The organism is Candidatus Manganitrophus morganii (assembly GCA_021651055.1).
In the GTDB taxonomy this organism is placed as follows: Bacteria; Nitrospirota; Nitrospiria; order SBBL01; family Manganitrophaceae; genus Manganitrophus; species Manganitrophus morganii.
Window position 1 is genome coordinate 4,217,395 of record JAJHOH010000001.1, and the last position, 22,465, is coordinate 4,239,859.

Consider the following 22,465-nt stretch of genomic DNA (forward strand, 5'->3'; position numbering starts at 1 on the left):
GTGATGCCGGAGGGGGCTGTTCAGGTGTCCCATCGGGTGCTGCAGGAGGTTCTGCCGGTGGTGTCTCAGGGGGTGTCGCGGGTGATGGTGTTTCAGCGGGTGTTTGCGGGCTTTGTTCCTCTTGAGGACGCTCATAACAGGCGGATAAACCGGTTGCAATGAGCAAAACAGCGGCTAATCTAATCCAGTTCTTCATTTTATTCCCCTTTCGCTGATCAAATTAGCGTGTGTTTCATCCGATCGCGCCGAGGTTCCTATGGATCTTCCCAGTCAATGCGCGACGTTTTTCGACACGCTCTTTTTTACTGTAAGATTGAAATGATCCATATTTACAATTGGATCACTTCCCATGTATAGTGTCACATCATGATTCGGATTCTCGATCGTTACATTCTCAAAGAGCTGCTGATCCCCTTTTTTTTCGGCATTTTTATACTAACATTTTTAATTCTCATTCATCAACTCTTGCGGTTGATGGAGCTCGTCATCGACAAGGGGGTCGATCTTCTCAGCGTCGGACAGATCTTTCTGACCCTTCTCCCCTCTTTTTTCCTTTTGACCATTCCGATGGCCGTCCTGATGTCCTCGGTCATGACTTTTAACCGACTCTCGAATGATAACGAAATTACCGCTTTGAAATCGGCCGGCGTCGGATTTTATCGTTACCTCCGTCCGGTTCTTTTCTTTTCGGTCGCGGCGGCTCTCGTTACCCTATTTATGGGAATGATCGCCCAGCCCTGGGGCGGGGGCTCCTTCAAATCACTGGCGATGAAGATCCTGAAGAAGCGGGCCAGCGTCGGAATCGAGGAGGGGAAATTCAACGGAACGTTTTCGGATATTATGATCTACGTTGAGTCGATGCCGACCTTCACGGAAATGGAAGGGGTCTTCATCTACGATGTAAGAGATCAGAACGCTCCCAGGATCATCGTTGCAAAAAAAGGAATCCTCTTGAACGATCCCGGCACCGGCGCCATTGAGTTTCATCTTCTAAATGGAAGTCTCCACGCGCAGAGAAAAGAGGGCGCCGATTATCAGCATGTGGTTTTTGCCACGTATGATTTGAGATTGGATTTGGGGTCGGTCCTTCAGGGAGGAAATACGAATTTGGAGACCCCCACTTACCGGGAGATTAAGAAAAACGTGGAGGCATCCGGCGGAAAAGATCTTCGCGCCTTGCGTCTTTTGTCTGAATTTTATAAAAACTTTTCTTTCTCTCTCGCCTCGCTTGTTTTCGGTCTGGTCGGTGTTCCGCTCGGCATTATCTCGGGAAGAACCGGCCGTTTGGGAGGATTCACCGTCGGAATCGGGTTGATTACCCTTTATTATTTGCTCAATACATTGGGGGACTACTTGATCACAATCCGGTTCGCCACCCCCTTTCTGGCGGTCTGGGTTCCCCATTTTGCGCTCATTCCCCTGACCCTTTATCTGATGAGGGCGATGGCGCGGGAGTCGTATCCCAAATTCCTTCAACTCGGCAACAAGAGGCCCTAGCTGTGTCGATCATTTCACGATATATTCTGAAAGAATACCTGAAGTTTTTTTCGGTCACGCTTGCGGTCCTCTCCCTCGTTTATTTGACGATCGAGTTTCTGGAAAAAATACGGAAGTTCTCAGAGCGGGATGCGGACTTTCTGCTGGTCGTTCAATATTTCCTCTACAAGCTTCCAAGGATCCTTTTCGACATTTCCCCACTGGCCGTTCTCATTGCTACCTTTCTAACGTTGGGAATGTTGTCGCGAAACAATGAGATCATCGCATTTAAAAGTTCGGGGGTCAGCCTTCTCAAGTTGACCGCTCCCCTCCTTCTCTTCGGCGCCTTTTTCAGCGGCGTTCTCTTTTTTCTTAATGGCACCCTGATTCCATCGGCGTACAAACAGGCCAAAGTGATTCAGGAGGTCCGGATCGAAAAGAGGAATGTGGACGGAAAGTTGGTTCAAAACAAATTCTGGCTCCGCCTCGACAGCCGCACCCTTTTCAACATCGAGCTCGCGGAGCCGAATCGGCGGAAGATGCATGGGATCAAGATCTATTATCTCGGGAACGATTTCTCCTTGCCGGAGACGATCGAGGCCGAAGCGCTGACATACCGAGATGGGAGCTGGGTCCTCTCCGAAGGAATCCGCCGTCGATTTCAGCCGGATGGAACTGTTCAGATCAAACGTTTCGATGAAGAGATCATTCCGATCAACAAGCGGCCGGAAGATTTTAAACAGGTGGTCGCCCAGCCCGAGGAGATGACATATCAGCACCTTGAAGCCTATATCGATCAGCTCTCCCAGGATGGATTTGATGTGACGCGGTACCGCGTCGATCTTCTCGGCCGGCAAGCTTTTCCTTTTATCAACTTCATGATGGTTTTGGTGGGAATTCCATTCGCCCTTCATGACCGGAGGAGCACGGGAGTTGCCCGGGGGGGGGCAATCAGCCTTTTTTTGGGGCTGTTTTATTATCTCGTTTTTTCAGTCACGATCTCGCTCGGTCACGTGAACGCCCTCTCCCCCTGGCTCTCCGCCTGGGGGGCTAATCTCCTTTTTATCGGAATCGGAACCTATCTTTTTTTGAATATCCGGCACTAACCTAGAAACAATAAGGGCTTATTAACGGAAGAGCCAGGGCTCGGCCTGCTTCAGGATCTTCTTCGCCTGGTTCCGCCGCTGCATTTAGCTTGTAAATTAAATCCCCCACCCATCTCGTCGTCGACGCCAACCTTGACCGGGTTGAATCAATACGCTCATAATAAAAGGGTCTTAAAAACCAAAGGAGGTATCGATGAGGAATGCGCGTTTCGATCAGCGTCCTTTTAAGCTGAGACGCCAATTCTATGATCTTTTCAAGATGATTTTTGGACAACACTCCTCGGGAGCCGGGCTCGACACCGATCAAGAAACGGTCTGGACGCCGCCGGTCGATTTCTACAGAGAGGACGGCCGGTGGGTCGTCCGTGTCGAGATGCCGGGAGTGAACCCAAATGACGTTTCCGTCTCGGTGGTCGATGATCGATTGATCATCCGTGGGGAGAGAAAGCTTTCGGAGGCCTTAAAATCGGAATATTGCATTCTTCACGAGTGTTCCACCGGTCCCTTCGAGAGAATCATCAGCCTTTCTGCTCCCGTTCCGGAAGACCAGATCAAGGCCCGTTACCGCCAAGGGATCCTCTACGTGACGTTTCCAGTGACGGCGGAGAAGGGAATGAGAATCGAAATCCAATCCGAAGCGTCCTCGGAGGAAACGCCGAAAGCGGCATAATTCCGGATCCATCGCAGACGAGCAGCCCCTTAGGCCTGGCGACAGAGAAACCGATGAATTCAAATTGAAACCAAACCATAAGGACAGTTTTGATTAAGGAGGTGAAGTGTATGGCAGGAGAAGCCTTCCGATGGCGTTCATTTGAAGAAATGGCCGATCTCATCCGATCGTTGAATGTGATCTTCCGAACGACTTTCGGCGAGCGGGCCTTCGGCACCGGCTATCAGCCGGGCGAATGGGTTCCTTCGGTTGATCTCTATACGAGGGACGGATACTGGGTCGTCCGGATGGAGCTTCCGGGGGTTCATTCGGAAGATGTCTCTCTCTCCGTCCTGGACAACCAACTTTATATTCGGGGCGAACGGAAACCGCCGGAGGGTTTTGATCCGGAGAAGTGCATTTTTCAGGAGTCCTCTTTCGATCGCTTCGAGCGGGCGGTGGTCTTTCCAGGGCCGATTCGAGAAGAGGGGGTTCGAACCTGGTTTGACAAAGGGGTTCTCTTCGTAACGCTTCCCGCGACGGAGGGGAACGGAAGGCGGATCGAAGTCCAATCCGAGGAGCCGCCGGAGGAAAAGCAGGAAGCGGCATAATGCTGACAATTTAATCGCAAATCGACCTTCAGGGGTTTTCGTCTCATCCTCACCCGGTTCCGTCCCGCTGGGTCCCCTTGGAAGAAGGAGCGACATGGTTCAACGCGACATCGTTGTCATCGGAGCGTCCGCCGGAGGGGTTCAGGCCTTGAAAACACTGGTATCCGGTTTGCCGTCCGGATTTCCCGCCGCCATTCTGGTGGTATTGCACATTCCCGTGTATGCTCCCAGCCAACTGCACGAGATTCTCGACCGTGCCGGGCCGCTTCGCGCCGGGACCGGCATCGATGGAGAACCGATCACCCCCGGCCGCATCTATGTCGCCTCTGCGGATCGGCACCTCATGATCGAGTCGGATCGGGTGAGAATTACGCGTGGACCCAAGGAGAACCGGATGCGCCCCGCGGTGGACGTGCTGTTCCGTTCCGCCGCGGCCGCCTGCGGGCCGCGGGTCATTGGGATTATCCTCAGCGGTATGCTCGATGACGGCACCGCCGGGTTGTGGAGCATAAAAGATCGCGGCGGCGTGGCGATCGTTCAATCTCCCCAGGATGCGCTCCACGCATCGATGCCGGAGAGTGCCCGCCAGCATGTGACGGTCGATCACACCTTGCCGGTCGCCGAGATGGCCGCCGTCTTGACGCGCCTGACCCGTGAGCCGATCGTCCTCCAGGGGGAAGCGCGAATATCCGAATTGATCGAGATTGAAAACCGGATCGCCCGTGAGGGGAACGCCCTGCAGACCGGGGTCATGAGATTAGGCCCGGTTTCTCCCAACACCTGTCCGGAATGTCATGGGGTGCTGGTTAAAATTCGGCAAGGAGGAATCGTCCGCTTCCGATGCCACACCGGCCATTCCTTCTCGCTTCAGAGCCTGCTCGCCGATGTCAATGACGCCATTGATCGGGGCTTGTGGAACGCCGTCCGCGCCATCGAAGAGCGGATATTGCTGTTGCGGGAGATGGAGCAGCTGGCGCGCGAGAGAAACGATCCCGCCGTCGCGAAGGAGTGTGCCGAGCAGGCCAACCAGGCGGAGCAGCGGGTGCAGCGGATCCGGGAGGTTGTCTTGGACAAGGACATGCTCGGGCATGACCCGAACTTTTTCTAATGCGCATGGCTCTAAATTAACCTTGACTTAGTTTAATATTAGAGTTATTCTAATTAGCATGCATCGAGAAAAAGAACAACTCAGTCATCCGGAAATTGAGAAGAGGCTGATCGACGCGGGGGTTCAGCCGACCGCCCAACGGATTGCGATTTGCCGCTATATTCTCTGTGAAGCGGATCATCCCACCGCCGATGAGATTAAAAAATGGGCCGATCGCTACTTTCCAAAGATGAGCCTGGCGACCGTCTATAATACATTGAAGACACTCGTCGATGCCGGGCTCATTCAGGAGTTCAAATTCCCCCATTCCGATTCAGCGGTTTATGATTGTAACACCGACGTTCATTACCATTTCCTGGACGAAAAGACCGGACAATTGCACGATGTCGAGCCGGAATCGGTCAACCTCTCGGTTAAATTACGTGAAGAATTCAAAATCAACGGGGTTCAGGTTTTATTGAGAGGCACAAAGAAGTAAATTTTTTACTCAGATATTAGAATAATTCTAAGTTTAGAATAAACCCACAAAGGAGGAACGAACATGAACGAAGAGCCCAAGAAGCTGACGACCGAAGCCGGCGCGCCGGTGGCCGACAACCAGAACTCCCAAACGGCCGGACCGGACGGTCCGATCCTGTTGCAAGACCACCACCTGATCGAAAAGCTCGCCCGATTCGACCGCGAGCGGATCCCCGAACGGGTCGTCCATGCCAAGGGCTCAGGGGCCTTCGGCTATTTTGAGGTCACGGCGGACGTGAGCCGTTGGACGAAAGCCAAATTTTTAAATCAGGTCGGCAAGCGGACCGATCTGTTCATTCGTTTCTCGACCGTGGCGGGAGAGCTTGGCTCGGCCGACACCGTTCGCGATCCGCGCGGCTTCGCGATCAAGTTCTACACCGAAGAAGGCAACTACGATCTCGTCGGCAACAACACGCCGGTTTTCTTCTTGCGCGATCCGCTCAAGTTCCCCGACTTTATCCATTCGCAGAAGCGGGACCCTTACAGCCACGTCCAGGAGCCGGACAATGTGTGGGACTTTTTCTCCCACTCCCCGGAGGCGACCCATCAGTTCACCTGGCTCTTCAGCGATCGCGGCATTCCGGCGAGCTATCGGAACATGGACGGTTTCGGCTCGCACACCTTTCAGTGGATGAACGCAAACGGCGAAGCATTTTGGGTGAAGTACCACTTCAAGACAGATCAGGGGATTCAATGCCTGACCGCTCAGGAAGCCGCGCGGATCGCGGGTGAAAATCCGGACCATCACCATCTCGACCTGTTCCGTGCGATCGACCGCCGGGAGTTTCCCTCTTGGACGCTGAAGATGCAGATCATGCCGGTCGCCGATGCGGCAAACTATCGCTTCAACCCCTTCGATCTCACGAAGGTCTGGCATTACGCCGACTATCCGTTGATCGAGGTCGGCAAGCTCGTCTTGAATCGCAATCCGGAGAATTACTTCGCCGATGTGGAACAGGCCGCCTTCAACCCAGGCCATTTTGTCCCCGGTATCGGCCCCTCCCCCGACAAAATGCTTCAGGGAAGGCTGTTCGCCTACGGCGACACCCACCGCTACCGTCTCGGCATCAACCACACCTCTCTCCCGGTCAATCGGCCGCATGCGGCTGAGGTCAATAATTACGGACGCGACGGCGCGATGCGCTCCGACGGCAACGGCGGACGCGCGAAGAACTACGAACCGAACAGCGACAACGGCCCCGCCCAGAGCAACGAACGGCACGACGCTCCTTTGGCGGTGCACGGCATGACCGGCGCGCAAAAGGCGACGCGCCATGCCGAAGACAATGACTTCGTGCAGGCGGGCGATCTCTACCGGCTGATTTCCCCGGATTCGAAGAAAAGGCTGATCGAAGCGATCGCTTCGACATTGGGACGGGTCAGCCGTGAGGAGATTATCGAACGTTCCATTGCGCACTTCCGTAACGCCGACCCGGAATATGGAGAGCAGGTCGCCAAAGCGGTCGAGGTTGTCCGCAGAGGGATCACTAAACCGGCGCCCCATCCCGGCCGAAGGGCGTTCTAGCCGACGATCTGCCGCCTGAGAAAGGGGGACAGGTGACTCAGGCGGCCTGTCCCCCTTTTCTTCCGACTCCCCTATTCTTTCTCTCGATATTCATACTTCCTCCGAATTAGCTGTTGACTACGGAGGCGAGTTGAAATATAAAAACAGAGACGTAATAACCAAGCTCGTGAATTTTGTGAGGTTCAAAGGCAACCGAAATGAAGCAATTTAAGATCTTTAAGCATCCGTCCGGCGCGATCGAGGCGGTGAAACAAGGCTGGTCCTGGCCCGCTTTCTTCTTCGGGTTCGTCTGGGCGATGATGAAAAAGATGTGGAAGCTGAGCATCGGCGTCGTGTTGGCCATTCTCGTGATCGGCTTCATTACCGGTATTGCCGCGAGCGAAGAGATGGGCGAAGCGATCCTCAACGGCATCGGAATGACCGCCAACCTCATGTTCGGCGTCCACGGCAATTCCTGGCGGGAAGAAAGTCTGATCGCACGCGGTTTTGCGGTCAAAAAGACGATCAGCGCCGCCAGCGCCGGCGCCGCTGTCGCGCTTTATCTGGAAAACGACACTTCTGCATCCCCTTCCTAGGCCCATCTGAATTTTCCCGCAGAATAACTGATTGACATGCAGGTATAACTGGTTTATAAAAAGGGTCCGTTTTTTAAGAAAAGGGCTTTAAGCGGATCGTGTATAATCATTGAATGTGACCCGTTCTTTTTTTCATGACCGGATGATTAAAACAGAACCGCCCGGCGATCATACCGGTGAGATCTTATTCCCCCAAACCATTGGAGAAACGACATGTCCTTTCCATCCCCTTTCTATCGATGGAGGCCGCATCCTTGGCACGGTCTCGAGGTGGGTCCGAATCCTCCCTCATTGGTTCACGCCTATATTGAAATCACCCCTTTTGACACGGTCAAATATGAATTGGACAAGGTGACGGGTTATTTGCACGTAGACCGTCCTCAACGGTCCTCCGCCCTCCCTCCCAGCCTGTACGGCTTCGTTCCGCGCACCTACTGCGGCCGGCGCGTCGGCGCGCTGATGCGGAACGCCAAGATCGGGGACCGCGATCCATTGGATATCTGTGTCCTTAGCGAGCGGCCGATCGACCGGTCCGACGTCATTCTGCAAGCCCGCGTGGTGGGGGGATTGCCGATGTTGGATGACGGTGAAGCCGACGATAAGATCATTGCCGTGATCAAGAACGATCATCTCTGGTCCGATGTGAAGGACATCTCGGAGTTGCCGGGGGTCCTTGTAGAGCGGCTTCGGCATTACTTCAGCACTTACAAGCTTGTCCCCGGCGAGTCGTCGCATGTGGTCATCGATGCCGCGTACAACCGGGAGCATGCGGAGCGGGTGATCAAGGCCGCAATGGAAGATTACCAGGACGAGTACGGATCCTGAGCGCTCCACTCCCCGGCTTATTCAGACGATTGGAGGGACGAGGATTTAAACCTTGTCGGTAAGCAGAGTCAGAGTCTGCTCTTCTCTCGTTGTTTTCTAACTTCCCCCTAGAAGTCAAACCCCCATTCTTTAAATCGATTTACTCGAAAAGCAAAATCTTTCTCCCAAACGGTAAGCGCCCTTCGCCTGTGTCGTCCGTTTTCCGTCCTCAGCGCATGCTTAACAGAAAATTAACAGGTTCTTAAGGGAGCGGTATTTTCGTTGCGCTAGTCTCTCTTCAGACGAGGGGGTCCGTTTGGCGGGCGTCTCGTCAGGCGGAGAATCTATTCACCTCAAAGGAGGAACAAGATGACGACATTGTCGCGACGGAAATTTTTAAGCATGCTAGCGATTGTAAGCGCCGGGACCGCGGTTGGACCGCTCGGGAAGTTATACGCCCAGAAGCCGGGCCGGTTTCCCGCGCCGGGCGTCTGCCTCGCGAACGGCGAAGGGGTCGGTTTTGGCCCGATCAGCCCCAAGCTTCCGCTCAACGCGGCCGATCTCACGAGTACGGCGGCCGGTGATCTAAGCCAGACCGCGCTCCTCGAACTGCCCGAAGGTTTCTCGTATACCGCCCTGTCGATCACGGGTCAAACGATGAACGACGGCGCGCTGGTGCCGGGCGATCACGACGGGATGGCCTGTTTTCAGGGGCGCCGCGGCTCGCATATCCTGGTTCGCAACCATGAGCTCGGTCCCGCCGAGAATAAATTCGGCAGCCGTGTCGGTTGTCTTCCCCCCAACGGAAAAGTCTACGATCCTTTTATTCTTCCTGCGGGACAAGGCGGGGGCGGGACGACGACGCTGATCATCGACCGGGAGGGGCGGCTCGTCCGCCATTGGATTTCGCTCGGCGGAACGATCCGCAATTGCGCGGGCGGTCTGACGCCGTGGGATTCCTGGATCAGCTGCGAGGAAGATGTCTCAATTCCGACGGGCGCCAATAACGTCACCAAAAAACATGGTTATAATTTCGAGGTGCCGGCGGATCTGCCCGAAGCGGTCGATCCGATTCCCTTGGTCGACATGGGGCGCTTCAATCACGAGGCCAACGCGACCGATCCTCAAACGGGATACGTCTACGAGACGGAGGACCGCGGCGACAGCGCCTTCTACAAATTTGTGCCGAAGGTCCGCCGTGCTAGTAAATTCGGTGATTTGCAGAAGGGAGGTCGGTTGTATGCCATGGTGATCGATCCGAATGTGATGGCGGTCTGCGATGGAACGATCTTTCCGGCCACCGGCACCAACGCCGACACCCGCACCGGCGTTCAGTCGTTCCTCGGGCAGCCGCTTCCGGTGAGCTGGGTCGAGATCGAAGAGGTCGATCCGGCCGGCGACACCGTCCGCGTTGAAGCCCAGTCCAAGGGGGCGGCGCTATTTTCCCGCGGCGAGGGAATGTGGTATACAAACGGGTTGATCTATTTTGTCTGCACCGGCGGCGGCGATCAAGGGAACGGCCAGGTCTGGGCCTACGACCCCCGTCGCGAGACGGTCACCCTGCTGGTGGAATCGACCAGCGGGGGGGCGTTGGACAACCCGGACAATATCACGGTGGGGCCGGACGGCGCGCTTTACATGTGTGAGGACGGCGGAGAGGAGCAATTCGTTGTCGGCGTGGACGACGACGGTAATCTCTTCAAGTTCGCCCGCAACAACTTTACTACCAGTGAATTCTGCGGCGCCTGTTTTTCGAACGACGGCAAGATGATGTTCGTCAACATTCAGAGCCCCGGCATTACTTTTGCGATCTATCGCGACGACCATCGGCCGATCTTTGTGAAACGGCCTCCCCGGTAAGGGATGATTAAAATAGATGATTGGAAAAACGGGCGCCTTCGGGCGCCCGTTTTTTGGCTTATCCCTTCCGCCGCCCCGCCTCCTCGTCGTTCGAAAGATCGATCACAACGATATTGATATGACAGAGTTCGCCTTCTGCGGGAGTGTATGAATAACTAAAATGCCGGCTAACCACCCGATAGCTTCTCCGCTCGTTATCATGGGAGTAAGTCACACTGTCGCCGACGTTGGGGATCGGAATAAATTCTCCTTGTTTAAAGATCAGTTCCTGGTCTTGGCTCGTGTCGGAGGGTCGCAAGCGGCCTTCCGATTTATGCTGGAATTCTATTTTGTAAGTCATGATGAAGGTTCCTCTCAGTGAGACGTTTGTCGAGCGCCAACAATCAGTGACTTGATGCGGGTTTCAAGATCGCTGAGGGAAGGATGGTGACAAGGAGATTGGGAACAGACTCTATATTAATCCACTTAGCTCGTTTCCGGCAACGGCCACATCGGACAGGAGCTGGACGGCGACTTTTTCACCCGCTTTGTGGAGGTTGCCGGCTTCGGGCAGGATCATCAGCGCGTTTGCCTTGACCAGCGAGAGAAGGATGTGGGAGTCCTGATCGCCGGTGGTCCGGACGCGGTACTCCCCTTTTTGGACGGAAACGATCGCCCGCATGAAGTGACGGCGGCCGGGGTGTTTGCGGACCTCTTCTTCAAGGGTTGCTTGAATAATCGGTCGGAAGAATTCGGTCCGGCCGCCGGCCATTAAAAGGGCGGGGCGGACGAACTGCTCGAAAGAAACCATCGCGGAAACCGGATTCCCCGGTAACCCGAAGGCCGGTTTTCCGCCGATCACCCCGAAGGCGAGCGGCTGGCCCGGCTTCATCGCCACCTTCCAGAACTTCATCTCGGCTCCCAGCTCCATCAAGACCTCCTGGACGAAATCATAATCGCCCATCGAGACCCCGCCGGAGGCGATCAGAAAGTCGGCGTGCAGCCCGCCCCTCAGCTTTTTGTCGAGATCCTCCCGCGTGTCTTTGGCGATGCCGAGGTTGATCGGGAGTCCCCCCGCCTCGATCACCTGCGCCGCCACGCCGTAGCCGTTGCTGTTGAGGATCTTGTTCGGCCCGCGCGGCTCGTCGAGCTCGGCCAGCTCGTCCCCGGTGGAGAGGATCGCCACCCGCGGCTGTTGATAGACCGGGACGACCGACCGGCCGATCGACGCCATCATCGCAATGTCGGCGGGACGAATCCGGATCCCTTTCTTTAAAATCAGATCCCCCGTCCGGATCGCCTCCCCTTTTTTCCGGATGAAGTCGCCGTCATCGGCCGCCTCGAAAATTTTTACTTGATCGCCGTGCCGCTCCGTCTCCTCGACCTTCACGATCGCCTCGGCCCCTTCCGGGACCGGCGCGCCGGTCATGATCTTCGAGGCCTCTCCGGGCTCGATCTTTTTCTGAGGGAGGGTCCCCGCGGGGATTTCTTCGATGATCTTGAGTGTCCACGGGTTTGTTCTGGACGCGCCGGCGGTGTCGTTCCAACGGACGGCGTAGCCGTCCATCGCGGAGGTGTCCCAAGGGGGATGATCGAGCGTGGAGAGTAGATCCTCCGAAAGAACCCGCCCGAGCGCATTGGACAGCAGCACCCGCTCCGTCCCCATCCGGCGGATTTCGGCGAGAATGATCTTTTGGGCTTCTTCAACGGAAATCATCGCGAACCCAAGACGGTGAGGTGTCGGAGAAATTAAATCTTATCGTGTCGCAGCAGGTCGAGGAATTCGGCTCGGGTTTTCGGATCGGTCTTGAAGACCCCGAGCATCGCGCTGGTGACGGTGCGGGCGTTTTGCTTCTCGACGCCCCGCATCATCATGCAGAGATGCTGCGCCTCGATGACCACGCCGACGCCGTGCGGGTGGATCTTGTCCGCAATCGCATGGGCGATCTCGCCGGTCAAGCGCTCTTGCAGTTGCAGCCGACGGCAGAAAATCTCCACCACCCGGGGAAGCTTGCTTAGGCCGACGACTTTCTTATTGGGAAGATAGGCGATGTGGCACTTTCCGAAAAAGGGGAGAAGATGATGCTCGCACATGGAGAAGAAGTTGATGTCCTTCACGATCACCATCTCTTCATGATCGATGGTAAAAAAGGCCTCGTTCAACACCCGATCGACGTTCTGGTGATAGCCGCTGGTCAGGAAACGGAGCGATCGCTCGACGCGGCCCGGCGTTCCCTTCAACCCTTCCCGGGACGGGTCTTCTCCCAGCGAGACCAGGAGTTTTTCCACCAGTTCTTTGACGGCCGGGGTCTCTGTTTCCATGCTCTTTTTTGGGCTGTCGCCCGTCGATCGATTTCCGCTGCGCTTGGAAGCCACTTAGGGAATCTCCAGTTTTTTGGGAAAGGTCGTGAGGTTCCGGCATCCGTCTTTTTCAACCAGGACCATGTCTTCGATCCGGACCGCGCCGATCTCCGGGTAATAAAGCCCCGGCTCCACGGTCACTACTTCCCCCTCTTTGAGGATCCAATCGGCACGGCTGATTCGCGGCGGCTCATGGATATCGATGCCGACGCCGTGCCCCGTTCCATGAAAGAATCCCTGCATCCGCCCGCCGACCTTGCCGGTGTGATACCCTTTTTTCTCGAAGAGCCCGACGATCTCTTCATGAATCGCCTTCCCGGAGGCGCCGCTTCGAACGCGGCTGATGCCGAGCTCCTGCCCTTCCAGGACGGTGTCGTAGAGCTTCTTCATTCCATCGGAAGCCCGTCCTTTGACCACCGTCCGGCTCATGTCGGCGAAGTAGCGGGTCTCGGAGGATCGGGGAAAAACATCGAAGATAATCGGCTCGTTCGCCCGCAGCGGGCCCGATCCCTCATTGTGAGGATCGCAGGCATCCACCCCGCAGGCGATGATCGTGTGCTGTCCGATGCATCCCTTCTCCATCATCCGGAGGTGGAGATGGCTTCGAACCGACTCCGACGTGAGGACCTTTCCCTCAAGATAGATTTGACCGTTCTTAATCTCCGCCCTTCGGAGAAGATCGAACGCCTCCGTGACCGCTTCTTCCACGGCGATCTGACTCTTTCGGATGGCGGCCACTTCCTCCGGCGTCTTCAGGGCCCGTTCTTCGAAGAACGGCTCCTTCTTGATCGAGAGGGTAAAACCGCGGGACCGGAGCGCGTCGCCGTATTCCAACGGAAAATTCGCCGGAACGGTCAGCTCCTTGACCCCTTGTTCCTGGAGGAGCGTTTGAACGACATCGGCCATATCGGGGCGATCGATCCCCCGTTTTTTGGTCCGTTCTTCATACTCCGAATAGGAGAGGACCTGATCGACGGACGATTGGGCGCGGGCGCGGTCGACCTCCAGATCGCTCATGAGAAGAAGCGTTTTACCGCGGGCGCGAAGGAAGATGAAGTTATCGGGGGCGAGGAACTTGGTTGCGTAGTAGATGTTGGAGTCGGTCTCGCTGCACGCGATTAAAAGAATATCGGGTTTACTCGTGGCCGGTCTATTTTCTAGGCGATCCGCCATTTAGTGTCCTTCCCTACCGGCCGATTCGTTTTCTAGGTGATCGGATTCCAAAAATTTCTCCGCATCCATCGCCGCCATACAGCCGGTGCCGGCGGCCGTGATCGCCTGGCGATAGTTCGGGTCTTGCACATCCCCCGCGGCGAAGACCCCCGGAACGTTGGTGTGCGGTGTCCCGGGCTGGGTTTTGATGTAACCGCGATCATCCAGCGCCAGCTGGCCCTTGAACAGAGCGGTGTTCGGCTCATGCCCGATCGCGATGAAAACCCCGTCGATCTTCCGCTGAGAAGTCTCTCCGGTTTTCAGATTCTGGAGGACCGCCGCCGAAACCGTTCCGGAAGGCCCGTCCAAAATATCGGTGATCGTCGTGTCCCAGATGAATTTGATCTTGGGGTTCTTGAACGCCTTGTCCTGCATGATCTTGGAGGCGCGCAGCTTATCCCGCCGGTGAATGACGCTGACCTGATTCGCGAAACGGGTCAGAAAGGTCGCCTCCTCCATGGCGGTATCGCCCCCGCCGACGATAAAGACATCTTTCCCGCGAAAGAAAAACCCGTCGCAGGTGGCGCAGGCGGAGACGCCGTGGCCCATCAGCCGGGCCTCCGATTCAATCCCGAGCAGCTTGGCCCGGGCACCGGAGCAGATGATCACCGATCGGGTCCGGTAGGTCCGCTCCCCGTCGACCACGATGCTGAAGGGGCGCTGAGAGAAATCGACGGAGGTGACATCCCCGGTGATAAAGGTGGTGTCGAAGCGCTGCGCCTGCTTCTTCATCTCCAGGATCAGCTGCGGCCCCTGAATGCCGTCGGGGAATCCCGGAAAGTTTTCCACGTCGGTCGTGATCATCAGCTGCCCGCCGGCTTGAGCCCCTTCGATCAAGACGGGATGAAGATTCGCCCGGGCGGCATAAATCGCCGCCGTGAGGCCGGCCGGCCCCGAGCCGATGATGATGACATTTTCGATCTTCTCCGTCATGTGCGGTTTAATTCCCCAGATCGTTCAAAGCATCCTTGAGGCTTTTTCGGACGCAGGTGAAGATCGGCGTGTCGAGCAGCGTGTACCGGCTCGCCTCGGCGTTGCGCAGCTCCATGACCAGGTCTAAAAAGTCGGAGGGATGGTCACTCTCGAACGCCACGACGAACTCGGCATCGTCCAATCCGAAGGAGTAGGAGGTGTTGATTTTCACCGTCGGGTACTTGTGGCCGATCTCGATATGCTCATTCATCATTCCCTGCCGGGCCGATTTGGTCAGAAGATACCATTCGCGTGTCTTGACGAAGGGATAGATGAAGAGGTATTTCGACTCTCCGGGAACGATCGTGAGGCGCTTCGACTCCTGGCCTTCGTGGGTGTGCTTGTCGACGTAGATCGACCGCTTCGTCATCGCGATATAGGAGTAGACGGTGTTCATGTATTTGCCCAGGCTGGTCGAGAGCATTTTGACCGTCATGTCCTGAAACGATTCCAGATCGTAGCTGATCCGCCAGAGCATGATATCGGTCTCGGCACGGATTCCGACCGTGGAATAAGGGATCACGAGCACCTTCGACGTGAAGCCTTCGATGGCCGCGGACAGCTCCCGTTTCCCTGCTTCCCGCTCTTCGGCCGGCAACCTTCGCCACGCCGGATCCAACTTGTAGAAAATGTAGTTCACATACTGTCTTTTATCGTTTGCCATCGATCCTCCTCCAATACAATCCGCATCGCGTCGGTTCATGAATACAAAATTCAAATGGAGAAACCGCCTGTTCGGGATTCCCCAAAGCGGGCCGATCATACCTTTTTAAGCGCTGAAAAGCAAATGGAACGGCCAGGACTTATTCGCCCGATTCTAGCAGCGCATCGGCGTGAAATCAACCCCAATTAGTATGGATTTCGGGTTGCGGATTGCAGATTAAAAAAGGTGTTGTAGAGACGTCCCGCCGGGACCTACATAAGAATTGGGAAACCGCACCGAAATCCATATCCGCAATTGTCTCCTACTTCTGTAGTCCTCTTAAAATGGCCAGGTTTTGGATGTCCTCTTTGAGCTCTTTTCCCTTCGGGGTTTCCAGGACCATCGGCAAGCCGAAGAAACGCGGGTCGTTCATTAAAAATGAAAAGGGGGCCGTTCCCATCTTTCCCTGTCCGATGTGGTCATGCCGGTCCACCCGGCAGCCGAGCTCTTTTTTGCAATCGTTGAGATGAAAGGCTCGGACCTGTCCCAAGCCCACCGCCCGGTCGAGGGCGTCCATCGTTTCCTGGTAGTGTGTCTCGGTTCTCAAGTCATACCCGGCCGCAAAAACATGGCAGGTATCGAAGCAGACCCCGATCCGCTCCGGCGCTTTGATCCGGTCGAAAATCGCGCCGACCTCCTCGAACCGGCTCCCGATGCAGCTCCCCTGCCCGGCCGTCAGTTCGATGAGGATCTGCATTTTAAACCGGGCGGTCCGTTGAAAAAGAAGGTTCAACGCCTCGGCTGCCCTGGAAATTCCCACCTCTTCTCCGGCCCCGAGGTGTGACCCCGGGTGGAGGACCAGATAGGGCATCTCCAATGCCTCGACCCGCTCCATTTCGATGTAGAGCGCTTCGACCGACTTCTTCCACTCTTCTTCCTTGTCGGAGCAGAGGTTGATCAGGTAAGAGCTATGCACCATGGCGGGGAAGATCCCCGTCTCCAGGCGGGCTTTTTTAAAGTTCGCGATATCTTCTACCGTCAGCGGTTTTGCTTTCCACTGGTTGGAGTTCTTCGAGAAGATCTGAATGACATCGCACCCGGCCGTCCGCCCGCGGTAGAGCGCCTGATCGAGCCCGCCGGCCACCGACATATGCGCTCCCAAGAGGGGACGCTTCGCTTCTATTTTCCCGTCCGTTTTAGCCAATTTTTCCTCCATGAGTCGGCCTATTCTACAGCAACCTTCTCGGTTTTTCCAGAAGCATTCGGGAGACGGTCATGTTATACTCGGCCCGTCATGACATCGATTTGACGCCGAATGATAAACCCCTTTGTGAGGATTCCATTGAAGAGGGTCGTTGTTCTCGCCATGCATGGGGCGCCGGCAAACGATTTTCCCAAAAAAGAGAGGGCGGAGCTCTTTGACCTGCGGGCCAAGCTCAAGCACCCCCCCGCGGCGGAACGGACCCCGCTCCAAGAGCGGCTTCATCAGCTCGACACGAAGATGCGGGCGTGGCCTCGAACCGCCGAGAACGATCCTTTTTTCGAAGGATCGCAGGCCCTCGCCGAACAGCTTCGGAAGGAGATGGGATGCGAAGTGGTGATCGGATTCAATGAATTTTGCGCCCCGACTGTGGATGAAGCGATCGATCGAGCGGCGGCCGTCGGAGCGGAGCAGGTGATCGTCGTTACGCCGATGATGACCCCCGGCGGCGCCCACTCCAAAGCGGAAATTCCCGAGGCGATCGAGCAAGCCCGCCGCCGCCACCCGGGCCTTTCCATTCTGTATGCCTGGCCGTTTGAAACCGCAGAGGTCGCGCGGTTCTTGGCAGGCCAGATCGGGCTGTTCATCTCAAAAACGTAATTACCCATCCCACGGAAGAGAGGAAACGTGTTTCGCGAAGAGAAGACGTTCGTGTTGAGGTTTAGTTTGGAAGCCCGGTTTCTCGAAAATTACGACGGAGAGGAAGACGACTACGCCTGGCTAAAGCGGTGGGAGGGGCAAATCAAGCCGGAAATCCTCAAGTCGATCTTCACCCTCTTGCGCCGGCACCCCGATCTGAAAGCCCACATTCGGAACCGGGGAATTTCCGCCGAGGATGAGGTTGAGATTGTGATAGAGAAAGATTTTTCGGAGGCAGAAGGGCAATGAATTTCAACGGATGGTCAGCTTGGTTTGAAAGTTAAACCGTTTTTCTTTTTTGGCTGGAGCGGGCCCAGTCGCTCAAATAATCAATCAACGGCCGAAGGGTTTCCGGGACCGCGGCTTCATCGGCAAAAACTTCCTTCCGCTTTCCCCCTTCTTCCACCTTGATCCGATATTGAAAACGGTCGCCCCCCGGAAGGTTCGATTTAAGGGAGGTCGGCAGGTTGAAAAAACGCCCCTCTTCGATCAGGCGGCGCAGCCGATCCGCTTCCGTCGAAGGAAGGGTATCCGTATCGATCCGGACGGCCAATCGCATTCCTGCGAAGCCGCCGCTTCTCGTGAAATCGATCTTCATCCGATCCTCTTTATCCCGGTTCCGGGTGAGAATGATCGAGCGTTCCTGTGGAATCCGTCAATAAATCAATCTACCATGTTCGGTTTGAAGAAGACAAGCGGCGGCGGGAGGGAGCATTTCTCTGACGAGAGCGGCAGAATTGAACAACGGCGTATCGGGTCTCCGCCGTTGTTCTCCTGCGTCTGTTAGACCGTCGGTTTTTTGTCGACGGCGGAGCAGTAGGCAAACGCTCCCAACTGAAAAGTGATTTTTTCACGAAGAAGAAGAAACGGCAGAAAAATCGATTTCAGGGAAGGCGGAGAAGATCGGTCGTTCCCCAAATATTCCTCAACTTTCCGCAAGACCTCGGCGGGGTGGATCGGCTTGACCAGATATTCGCTGGCGCCCACTTCCAGACCGCGTTTCCGCGATTCCGGGTCTTTTCTCGCCGTGATCATGAGAATCGGAATGCCGCGTGTTTCCGTGCTTCCCTTGATCTCTTGGCAAACCTCGAAGCCGTCCATTTTCGGCATCATGATATCGAGCAGGATCAGAGCGGGATGCTCCTGACGGACCATTTCGACCGCCTCGGCTCCGTTTTTCGCAACAGAGACGGCGTAGCCTCCTCTTTTCAGGACTGCCGACAAAATATGGATGGCGTCCTGGTTGTCATCAACGATTAATACTCTCTTTGACATCGGAACTCCCTTCTTTTTATAAAGATACGGCGGAAGGTAAAATTTCCTCTTCCGCTCGAAATGGAGAAATGATTGAAATTAAATTTTGGTATAAATCAGTACGGCTTTGGGAAAGAGCGAAACTTTTAAAAAGGCATCTGGTGTCCCCACGGGGATTTGAACCCCGGTTACCGCCGTGAAAGGGCGATGTCCTAGGCCGGGCTAGACGATGGGGACCCAAAGGGCATCGCCGGATACTAGCCGAGACGATGCAAACATGTCAAGCCTTTTTGCATGAGAATGAGTCTTTCTCCGCGATTGAAGCCTATTTTGTGAGTGGCCGGATCGGGAAAGCCGTCCTGAAATGAAGGACCGATCCAGGCGTTCCCGCGGTCGATCGAGAGAACACATTCATGATTATCACCGAGGATGGAGGCAACCCGTGCGGCCGGAGCTCGGCATTTTCACACATGGCAATTGCAAAATCTTCTTGAACCGGTTTGGACGAAACCTCAGCCTGAACCGTGTTTGGAAGCTGAAAATAAATGCTCACTTTTACCCAAAGTAGGGAAGATCACATTGCCGAATGACGCATCGAATCAGAAATCGGTAGGGTGATTTTTAAATTTTCTTCGAAATTGTGATTTTTTTCTCGGGTTAATAGAAGGTCGATTCCTCCGGTTCAAAGGGGCGCTCAAAATAGAAGTGCCCCCTGCAGACGTCCTGTGTTTATTGTCCGGACCTCTTTTTCTCAGAACCGGCTCGGTCGGCCGGCGTCTGTGATTTTTTTGCACAAGGAAGGCGCCAGCGGTCTATAAATCGCTTATGTGGCCGGATTTTACGGCATTCGTTTTGCAAATTTTGTTTTGATGCAGACCGATCTTTCTCTGCTTTGAAAAGAATGCTGCCCCAGATCAGTCCCCTAACTGAAACAGACAGATTACTCTTTCATATGGTCGATGCGCATTCTCGAACGGTTTGGGAGAGATCGGATGCTTATTTACAAGAGACACTGGAAGAGGGTCTTTCATGTGATTCGGCAAAAAAATCTTGGCCTATTGATCCGGAGGGGAAAATGTTAAATGACGTGCTTGAGCGTATTACCAGAGAAAAAATTATCGCAGTCATTCGAACCGAAAATGCCGATCAAGCCGTGAAGACCGTGCAGGCCGTCATGGAAGGGGGGGTTTGTATTTTTGAAATATCCTACACCATTCCGGATGCGCAGGACGTTATTCGGGAATTGATGAAGGAAAGGAATATCCTGGTGGGCGCCGGGACGGTGCTGACTCTCCGTGAAGCGCGCTCGGCGATCGGTCTGGGTTGTCACTTTGTTGCCTCACCGGTCGGAAACCTGGAAATGGTTCCGGTTTGCCGAGACGGCAACGTCGCCTGTATATTAGGAGCCTCGACTCCGTCCGAAATTTATACGGCAATGCGTGGAGGGGCGAATATGGTCAAAGTTTTCCCCGTCGATGCCCTCGGCGGCCCGGATTATATCGATGAGATCCTCAAGCCGCTCCCCTTCCTTAAAATCATTCCGGCGGGGGTCAAGAGTTATGACTCGTTTAAAGAGTACCTCTCCATCGGCGTGGAGGCGATTGCTTTGGGAAGTTTGCTGACTCCCCGCAAACATGTGGAGAGCCAAAATTACGAGGCGATTACGCGCGAGGCGAAAAAGTTCTCTTCCCTTCGGGATGACCTTCTCCGCAAAGCGGCATAGCGTCGGTCCGACACGGATTCATTGAAGACGGATTAGAGAGATCGGAGCGGTGACACAAATCTTGTTCACTCCCGTCCTCATCTAATCCGTTTTTATTTCCTCATCACTTTACCCTTCTGCATCAGTTCGGGTATAGTCTCTCCATGCAGATCTCCCTTACCCCCGAACTCCTTGAGGCCGCCTATCGCCAGGGAATCTTTCCGATGGCCGACGGGGGAGAAATTCGATGGTACTCTCCCGATCCCCGGGGGATCATCGATTTCGAATCTTTCCATCTCCCGAAGCGGCTGGCCAGGACCATTCGCCGGGGACCTTTTGAAATTGTGATCAACCGGAACTTGGAGGCGGTGATTCGGGCCTGCGCCTCTCGGCAAGAGACCTGGATCAACGAGGAGATCATCCGGGCCTATCTGGCGCTTCACCGGTCCGGCAAGGCCCATTCTGTGGAAGCTTATGCGGAGGGAACCCTGGCGGGAGGGCTATATGGGGTCGCGCTCGGCGGCGCTTTTATGGGGGAGTCGATGTTTACCGTTCAGCGGGACGCCTCGAAGGTCTGCCTCGCCTTTTTGGTCGAGCGTCTTAAAAATAGGGGCTACCTTCTCCTCGATACGCAGTTCATTACCTCCCACTTGCAGAGTTTCGGCGCCGTCGAGATTTCACGCCCGGAGTACATGAGACGTCTTGAGAAGGCGCTGGCCCTCGATTGCCGGTTCGATTAAGAAATCGAAACCGTCCCTCCCCATCCGTATCCCTTCTTCAGCAGAACGCGATAGAGGATGACGACCCCGACGAAGAGGGCCGCAAGCAAAAGGGTCATCCAACCGGCCTCGGCTTTGCGCACGACGACGGAGATGACATTTTTCCCGCCGAAGTAGTAGACGACACTTCCCAGATTAAGCAGCCCATGTAAAATCATTCCGGGGAAAAGGCTCTCCGTCCGCTCATAGAGATAGGCCGAGAGGACCCCGGTGAGGAGATGGGGGCTCGCGATCGATCCGTCCGCCAGGGTGAAAAGAAAAGAGGAGATGAGCGCCGCCATGATCGGATCGGACTTCCGGCGGATCGGCCCGTATAACAGGCCGCGGAAGACGATCTCCTCCGCAAACGGACGAAGGACCACCATAAATAGGATCGGAATGACGACGGAAGGGAGCCCCCACATTTTTTCAAAGAAGTGCATCAGGGCGGTGACGAGATCGCGGTTTCGGTAAAGCCGCATCAACCAGGCTTGGGACACCTCGATCGATTGAAATAGAAGGAAGATATAGAAGACGCAGTAAAGAACGAAGAACACCCCGATGATCCACCTCATCGCGAAGAGGAGGCGTATTCCCAATCGTTCCGACGAAAAACCGAGGAGGGTAAAAGGCCGACCGGTGATGAGCCGGTAAAAGAGGAGAACGCCGACGAAGACCGAGATTTCGGCCAGAAAATAGATCGGCACGATGGCCGGTTGATTCCGGAAGGACCAGGGAGACCAGAGAACGATGGCGCTGACCGATTTGAGAAGGGTCGCGGCGAAGATGCCGATCCAAATGCTCCAGACCTGTCGGTCGAACAGGGTTCCCCGGTCAGGATAGGCGTCCTTCTTGACCGAAAAGACGGACCCGGCCGCCAAGAGAACGAGCAAATAGAAAGAGAGCGTCCACCATGTCATCGGAGAGATCCAGGGACGAGATCAAGAACTCAGAAAGCCGGTGATCAGTATCAGAGAGAAAGATTTTCCATTCTTGACTCTATCAGCGTTACTTCAGTCCCGCAAGATAAGTTGCCACCACGTCGAGCTGTTTCTCGGTGAGGCCGACCTTCGGCATCCGGGTTCCCGGTCTTGCCTTTTCCGGATCTTGGAGGAATTCCCGGAGGGCCGTTTCCTCCAAACGTCCACCGACGTTCGAGAGATTCGGTCCGCGCGTCCCGCCGGAGCCGTTGATCACGTGGCACCGTTTACATTTGGCATCAAAGACCTTCTGCCCCGCCTCCGCCGGTGAAAGGCCCGCTAGCGCCTCATCACTGATTCCACCCGAACACCCTGCCAGTAAAATTCCGACCGCCACCGTGGCCCAAATGAGTTTCGACATGTTTTACGCCCCCTCGTTTTCAAAATGAAAGCATCTTATCAAAGAGAAGGGAAATAATCAAAATAAAGTCCATCTGAGGTAGTGGGTCAGTTTGGGTTGAGCGGTTCCTT

At 55.3% G+C, this 22,465-nt stretch carries 25 protein-coding genes and 1 tRNA gene; 14 read left to right on the forward strand and 12 right to left on the reverse strand.

The genetic code is table 11. The features are described from left to right. The first annotated feature begins 366 nt into the window (after positions 1-366). The 10 genes from MCM46_19390 (at position 367) to MCM46_19435 (ending at position 10,233) form a co-directional block, all read left to right on the forward strand. A complete protein-coding gene (locus MCM46_19390) occupies positions 367-1,497 on the forward strand; it encodes an LptF/LptG family permease (GenBank protein MCG3113975.1) in 1,131 nt (376 codons plus the stop codon). Between the two features lie 2 nt (positions 1,498-1,499). Further along, entirely contained in the window at positions 1,500-2,582 is a 1,083-nt protein-coding gene (lptG, locus tag MCM46_19395; protein MCG3113976.1) for an LPS export ABC transporter permease LptG, read from the forward strand. Positions 2,583-2,775: 193 nt separating this feature from the next. After that, positions 2,776-3,252, forward strand: a complete 477-nt coding sequence (locus MCM46_19400; GenBank protein MCG3113977.1) for an Hsp20/alpha crystallin family protein — start codon at positions 2,776-2,778, stop codon at positions 3,250-3,252. A 110-nt stretch (positions 3,253-3,362) separates the two neighbouring features. Beyond that, a complete protein-coding gene (locus MCM46_19405) occupies positions 3,363-3,842 on the forward strand; it encodes an Hsp20/alpha crystallin family protein (protein MCG3113978.1) in 480 nt (159 codons plus the stop codon). A gap of 94 nt (positions 3,843-3,936) precedes the next feature. Next, positions 3,937-4,950 (forward strand): chemotaxis protein CheB, encoded by a 1,014-nt coding sequence (locus MCM46_19410; protein MCG3113979.1) that lies wholly within the window; start codon positions 3,937-3,939, stop codon positions 4,948-4,950. 58 nt (positions 4,951-5,008) lie between these two features. Then, positions 5,009-5,428, forward strand: a complete 420-nt coding sequence (locus MCM46_19415; protein ID MCG3113980.1) for a transcriptional repressor — start codon at positions 5,009-5,011, stop codon at positions 5,426-5,428. Between the two features lie 63 nt (positions 5,429-5,491). Continuing rightward, a complete protein-coding gene (locus MCM46_19420; protein ID MCG3113981.1) occupies positions 5,492-6,994 on the forward strand; it encodes a catalase in 1,503 nt (500 codons plus the stop codon). 197 nt (positions 6,995-7,191) lie between these two features. Continuing rightward, positions 7,192-7,569, forward strand: a complete 378-nt coding sequence (locus tag MCM46_19425; GenBank protein MCG3113982.1) for a DUF2628 domain-containing protein — start codon at positions 7,192-7,194, stop codon at positions 7,567-7,569. 213 nt (positions 7,570-7,782) lie between these two features. Then, positions 7,783-8,394 (forward strand): inorganic pyrophosphatase, encoded by a 612-nt coding sequence (locus MCM46_19430; GenBank protein MCG3113983.1) that lies wholly within the window; start codon positions 7,783-7,785, stop codon positions 8,392-8,394. Positions 8,395-8,742: 348 nt separating this feature from the next. Beyond that, complete coding sequence (locus MCM46_19435) at positions 8,743-10,233, forward strand: PhoX family protein (GenBank protein MCG3113984.1); 1,491 nt, start codon at positions 8,743-8,745, stop codon at positions 10,231-10,233. 58 nt (positions 10,234-10,291) lie between these two features. Here the strand turns inward: MCM46_19435 and MCM46_19440 are convergent, their stop codons facing one another. From MCM46_19440 to MCM46_19470, 7 genes are all read right to left on the reverse strand, one after another. Next, positions 10,292-10,573, reverse strand: coding sequence for a hypothetical protein (locus MCM46_19440; GenBank protein MCG3113985.1), 282 nt, complete (start codon positions 10,571-10,573; stop codon positions 10,292-10,294). Between the two features lie 111 nt (positions 10,574-10,684). Further along, entirely contained in the window at positions 10,685-11,929 is a 1,245-nt protein-coding gene (locus tag MCM46_19445; GenBank protein ID MCG3113986.1) for a molybdopterin molybdotransferase MoeA, read from the reverse strand. A 32-nt stretch (positions 11,930-11,961) separates the two neighbouring features. Then, positions 11,962-12,588, reverse strand: coding sequence for a GTP cyclohydrolase I FolE (gene folE, locus MCM46_19450; protein MCG3113987.1), 627 nt, complete (start codon positions 12,586-12,588; stop codon positions 11,962-11,964). Beyond that, complete coding sequence (locus MCM46_19455) at positions 12,589-13,746, reverse strand: Xaa-Pro peptidase family protein (protein MCG3113988.1); 1,158 nt, start codon at positions 13,744-13,746, stop codon at positions 12,589-12,591. Then, on the reverse strand, positions 13,747-14,718 hold the full coding sequence (gene trxB / locus MCM46_19460; protein ID MCG3113989.1) for a thioredoxin-disulfide reductase: 972 nt from the start codon (positions 14,716-14,718) through the stop codon (positions 13,747-13,749). Positions 14,719-14,725: 7 nt separating this feature from the next. Next, positions 14,726-15,421, reverse strand: a complete 696-nt coding sequence (locus tag MCM46_19465) for a chlorite dismutase family protein (protein ID MCG3113990.1) — start codon at positions 15,419-15,421, stop codon at positions 14,726-14,728. 301 nt (positions 15,422-15,722) lie between these two features. Further along, positions 15,723-16,604, reverse strand: coding sequence for a deoxyribonuclease IV (locus MCM46_19470; GenBank protein MCG3113991.1), 882 nt, complete (start codon positions 16,602-16,604; stop codon positions 15,723-15,725). 138 nt (positions 16,605-16,742) lie between these two features. Between MCM46_19470 and MCM46_19475 the strand changes: the two genes are divergently transcribed. Continuing rightward, the gene (locus tag MCM46_19475; protein MCG3113992.1) at positions 16,743-17,261 is read left to right on the forward strand and encodes a CbiX/SirB N-terminal domain-containing protein; all 519 of its coding nucleotides are present in this window, start codon (positions 16,743-16,745) and stop codon (positions 17,259-17,261) included. Between the two features lie 27 nt (positions 17,262-17,288). Continuing rightward, a complete protein-coding gene (locus MCM46_19480) occupies positions 17,289-17,549 on the forward strand; it encodes a hypothetical protein (protein MCG3113993.1) in 261 nt (86 codons plus the stop codon). Positions 17,550-17,580: 31 nt separating this feature from the next. Here the strand turns inward: MCM46_19480 and MCM46_19485 are convergent, their stop codons facing one another. The 3 genes from MCM46_19485 to MCM46_19495 all read right to left on the reverse strand — a co-directional run bounded on the left by MCM46_19485 (position 17,581) and on the right by MCM46_19495 (position 18,791). Beyond that, on the reverse strand, positions 17,581-17,898 hold the full coding sequence (locus MCM46_19485; GenBank protein MCG3113994.1) for a hypothetical protein: 318 nt from the start codon (positions 17,896-17,898) through the stop codon (positions 17,581-17,583). Between the two features lie 185 nt (positions 17,899-18,083). Further along, positions 18,084-18,575: a response regulator gene (locus tag MCM46_19490; protein MCG3113995.1), complete on the reverse strand. Its 492-nt coding sequence runs from the start codon at positions 18,573-18,575 to the stop codon at positions 18,084-18,086. A 138-nt stretch (positions 18,576-18,713) separates the two neighbouring features. Continuing rightward, a tRNA-Glu gene (locus tag MCM46_19495) sits at positions 18,714-18,791 on the reverse strand. 838 nt (positions 18,792-19,629) lie between these two features. On the opposite strand from MCM46_19495, the gene MCM46_19500 reads away from it, so the two are divergent. Together MCM46_19500 and aat are read left to right on the forward strand one after the other, a co-directional pair. Continuing rightward, a complete protein-coding gene (locus MCM46_19500; protein ID MCG3113996.1) occupies positions 19,630-20,277 on the forward strand; it encodes a bifunctional 4-hydroxy-2-oxoglutarate aldolase/2-dehydro-3-deoxy-phosphogluconate aldolase in 648 nt (215 codons plus the stop codon). A 143-nt stretch (positions 20,278-20,420) separates the two neighbouring features. Next, the gene (gene aat / locus MCM46_19505; protein MCG3113997.1) at positions 20,421-20,996 is read left to right on the forward strand and encodes a leucyl/phenylalanyl-tRNA--protein transferase; all 576 of its coding nucleotides are present in this window, start codon (positions 20,421-20,423) and stop codon (positions 20,994-20,996) included. On the opposite strand, the gene MCM46_19510 is transcribed toward aat, so the two are convergent. Beyond that, entirely contained in the window at positions 20,993-21,934 is a 942-nt protein-coding gene (locus tag MCM46_19510; protein MCG3113998.1) for a CPBP family intramembrane metalloprotease, read from the reverse strand. The two genes, aat and MCM46_19510, sit on opposite strands and share 4 nt — an antisense overlap. A gap of 88 nt (positions 21,935-22,022) precedes the next feature. Then, positions 22,023-22,355 (reverse strand): cytochrome c, encoded by a 333-nt coding sequence (locus tag MCM46_19515; GenBank protein ID MCG3113999.1) that lies wholly within the window; start codon positions 22,353-22,355, stop codon positions 22,023-22,025. Positions 22,356-22,465 lie beyond the last annotated feature (110 nt).

Coding starts and splice junctions, on each gene's coding strand:
- MCM46_19390 (MCG3113975.1), top strand. CDS start 367: ATGATTCGGATTCTCGATCGTTACATTCTCAAAGAGCTGCTGATCCCC.
- MCM46_19400 (MCG3113977.1), top strand. CDS start 2,776: ATGAGGAATGCGCGTTTCGATCAGCGTCCTTTTAAGCTGAGACGCCAA.
- MCM46_19405 (MCG3113978.1), top strand. CDS start 3,363: ATGGCAGGAGAAGCCTTCCGATGGCGTTCATTTGAAGAAATGGCCGAT.
- MCM46_19410 (MCG3113979.1), top strand. CDS start 3,937: ATGGTTCAACGCGACATCGTTGTCATCGGAGCGTCCGCCGGAGGGGTT.
- MCM46_19415 (MCG3113980.1), top strand. CDS start 5,009: ATGCATCGAGAAAAAGAACAACTCAGTCATCCGGAAATTGAGAAGAGG.
- MCM46_19420 (MCG3113981.1), top strand. CDS start 5,492: ATGAACGAAGAGCCCAAGAAGCTGACGACCGAAGCCGGCGCGCCGGTG.
- MCM46_19425 (MCG3113982.1), top strand. CDS start 7,192: ATGAAGCAATTTAAGATCTTTAAGCATCCGTCCGGCGCGATCGAGGCG.
- MCM46_19430 (MCG3113983.1), top strand. CDS start 7,783: ATGTCCTTTCCATCCCCTTTCTATCGATGGAGGCCGCATCCTTGGCAC.
- MCM46_19435 (MCG3113984.1), top strand. CDS start 8,743: ATGACGACATTGTCGCGACGGAAATTTTTAAGCATGCTAGCGATTGTA.
- MCM46_19440 (MCG3113985.1), bottom strand. CDS start 10,573: ATGACTTACAAAATAGAATTCCAGCATAAATCGGAAGGCCGCTTGCGA.
- MCM46_19445 (MCG3113986.1), bottom strand. CDS start 11,929: ATGATTTCCGTTGAAGAAGCCCAAAAGATCATTCTCGCCGAAATCCGC.
- MCM46_19455 (MCG3113988.1), bottom strand. CDS start 13,746: ATGGCGGATCGCCTAGAAAATAGACCGGCCACGAGTAAACCCGATATT.
- trxB (MCG3113989.1), bottom strand. CDS start 14,718: ATGACGGAGAAGATCGAAAATGTCATCATCATCGGCTCGGGGCCGGCC.
- MCM46_19465 (MCG3113990.1), bottom strand. CDS start 15,421: ATGGCAAACGATAAAAGACAGTATGTGAACTACATTTTCTACAAGTTG.
- MCM46_19485 (MCG3113994.1), bottom strand. CDS start 17,898: ATGAAGATCGATTTCACGAGAAGCGGCGGCTTCGCAGGAATGCGATTG.
- MCM46_19490 (MCG3113995.1), bottom strand. CDS start 18,575: ATGTCAAAGAGAGTATTAATCGTTGATGACAACCAGGACGCCATCCAT.
- MCM46_19500 (MCG3113996.1), top strand. CDS start 19,630: ATGTTAAATGACGTGCTTGAGCGTATTACCAGAGAAAAAATTATCGCA.
- aat (MCG3113997.1), top strand. CDS start 20,421: ATGCAGATCTCCCTTACCCCCGAACTCCTTGAGGCCGCCTATCGCCAG.
- MCM46_19510 (MCG3113998.1), bottom strand. CDS start 21,934: ATGACATGGTGGACGCTCTCTTTCTATTTGCTCGTTCTCTTGGCGGCC.
- MCM46_19515 (MCG3113999.1), bottom strand. CDS start 22,355: ATGTCGAAACTCATTTGGGCCACGGTGGCGGTCGGAATTTTACTGGCA.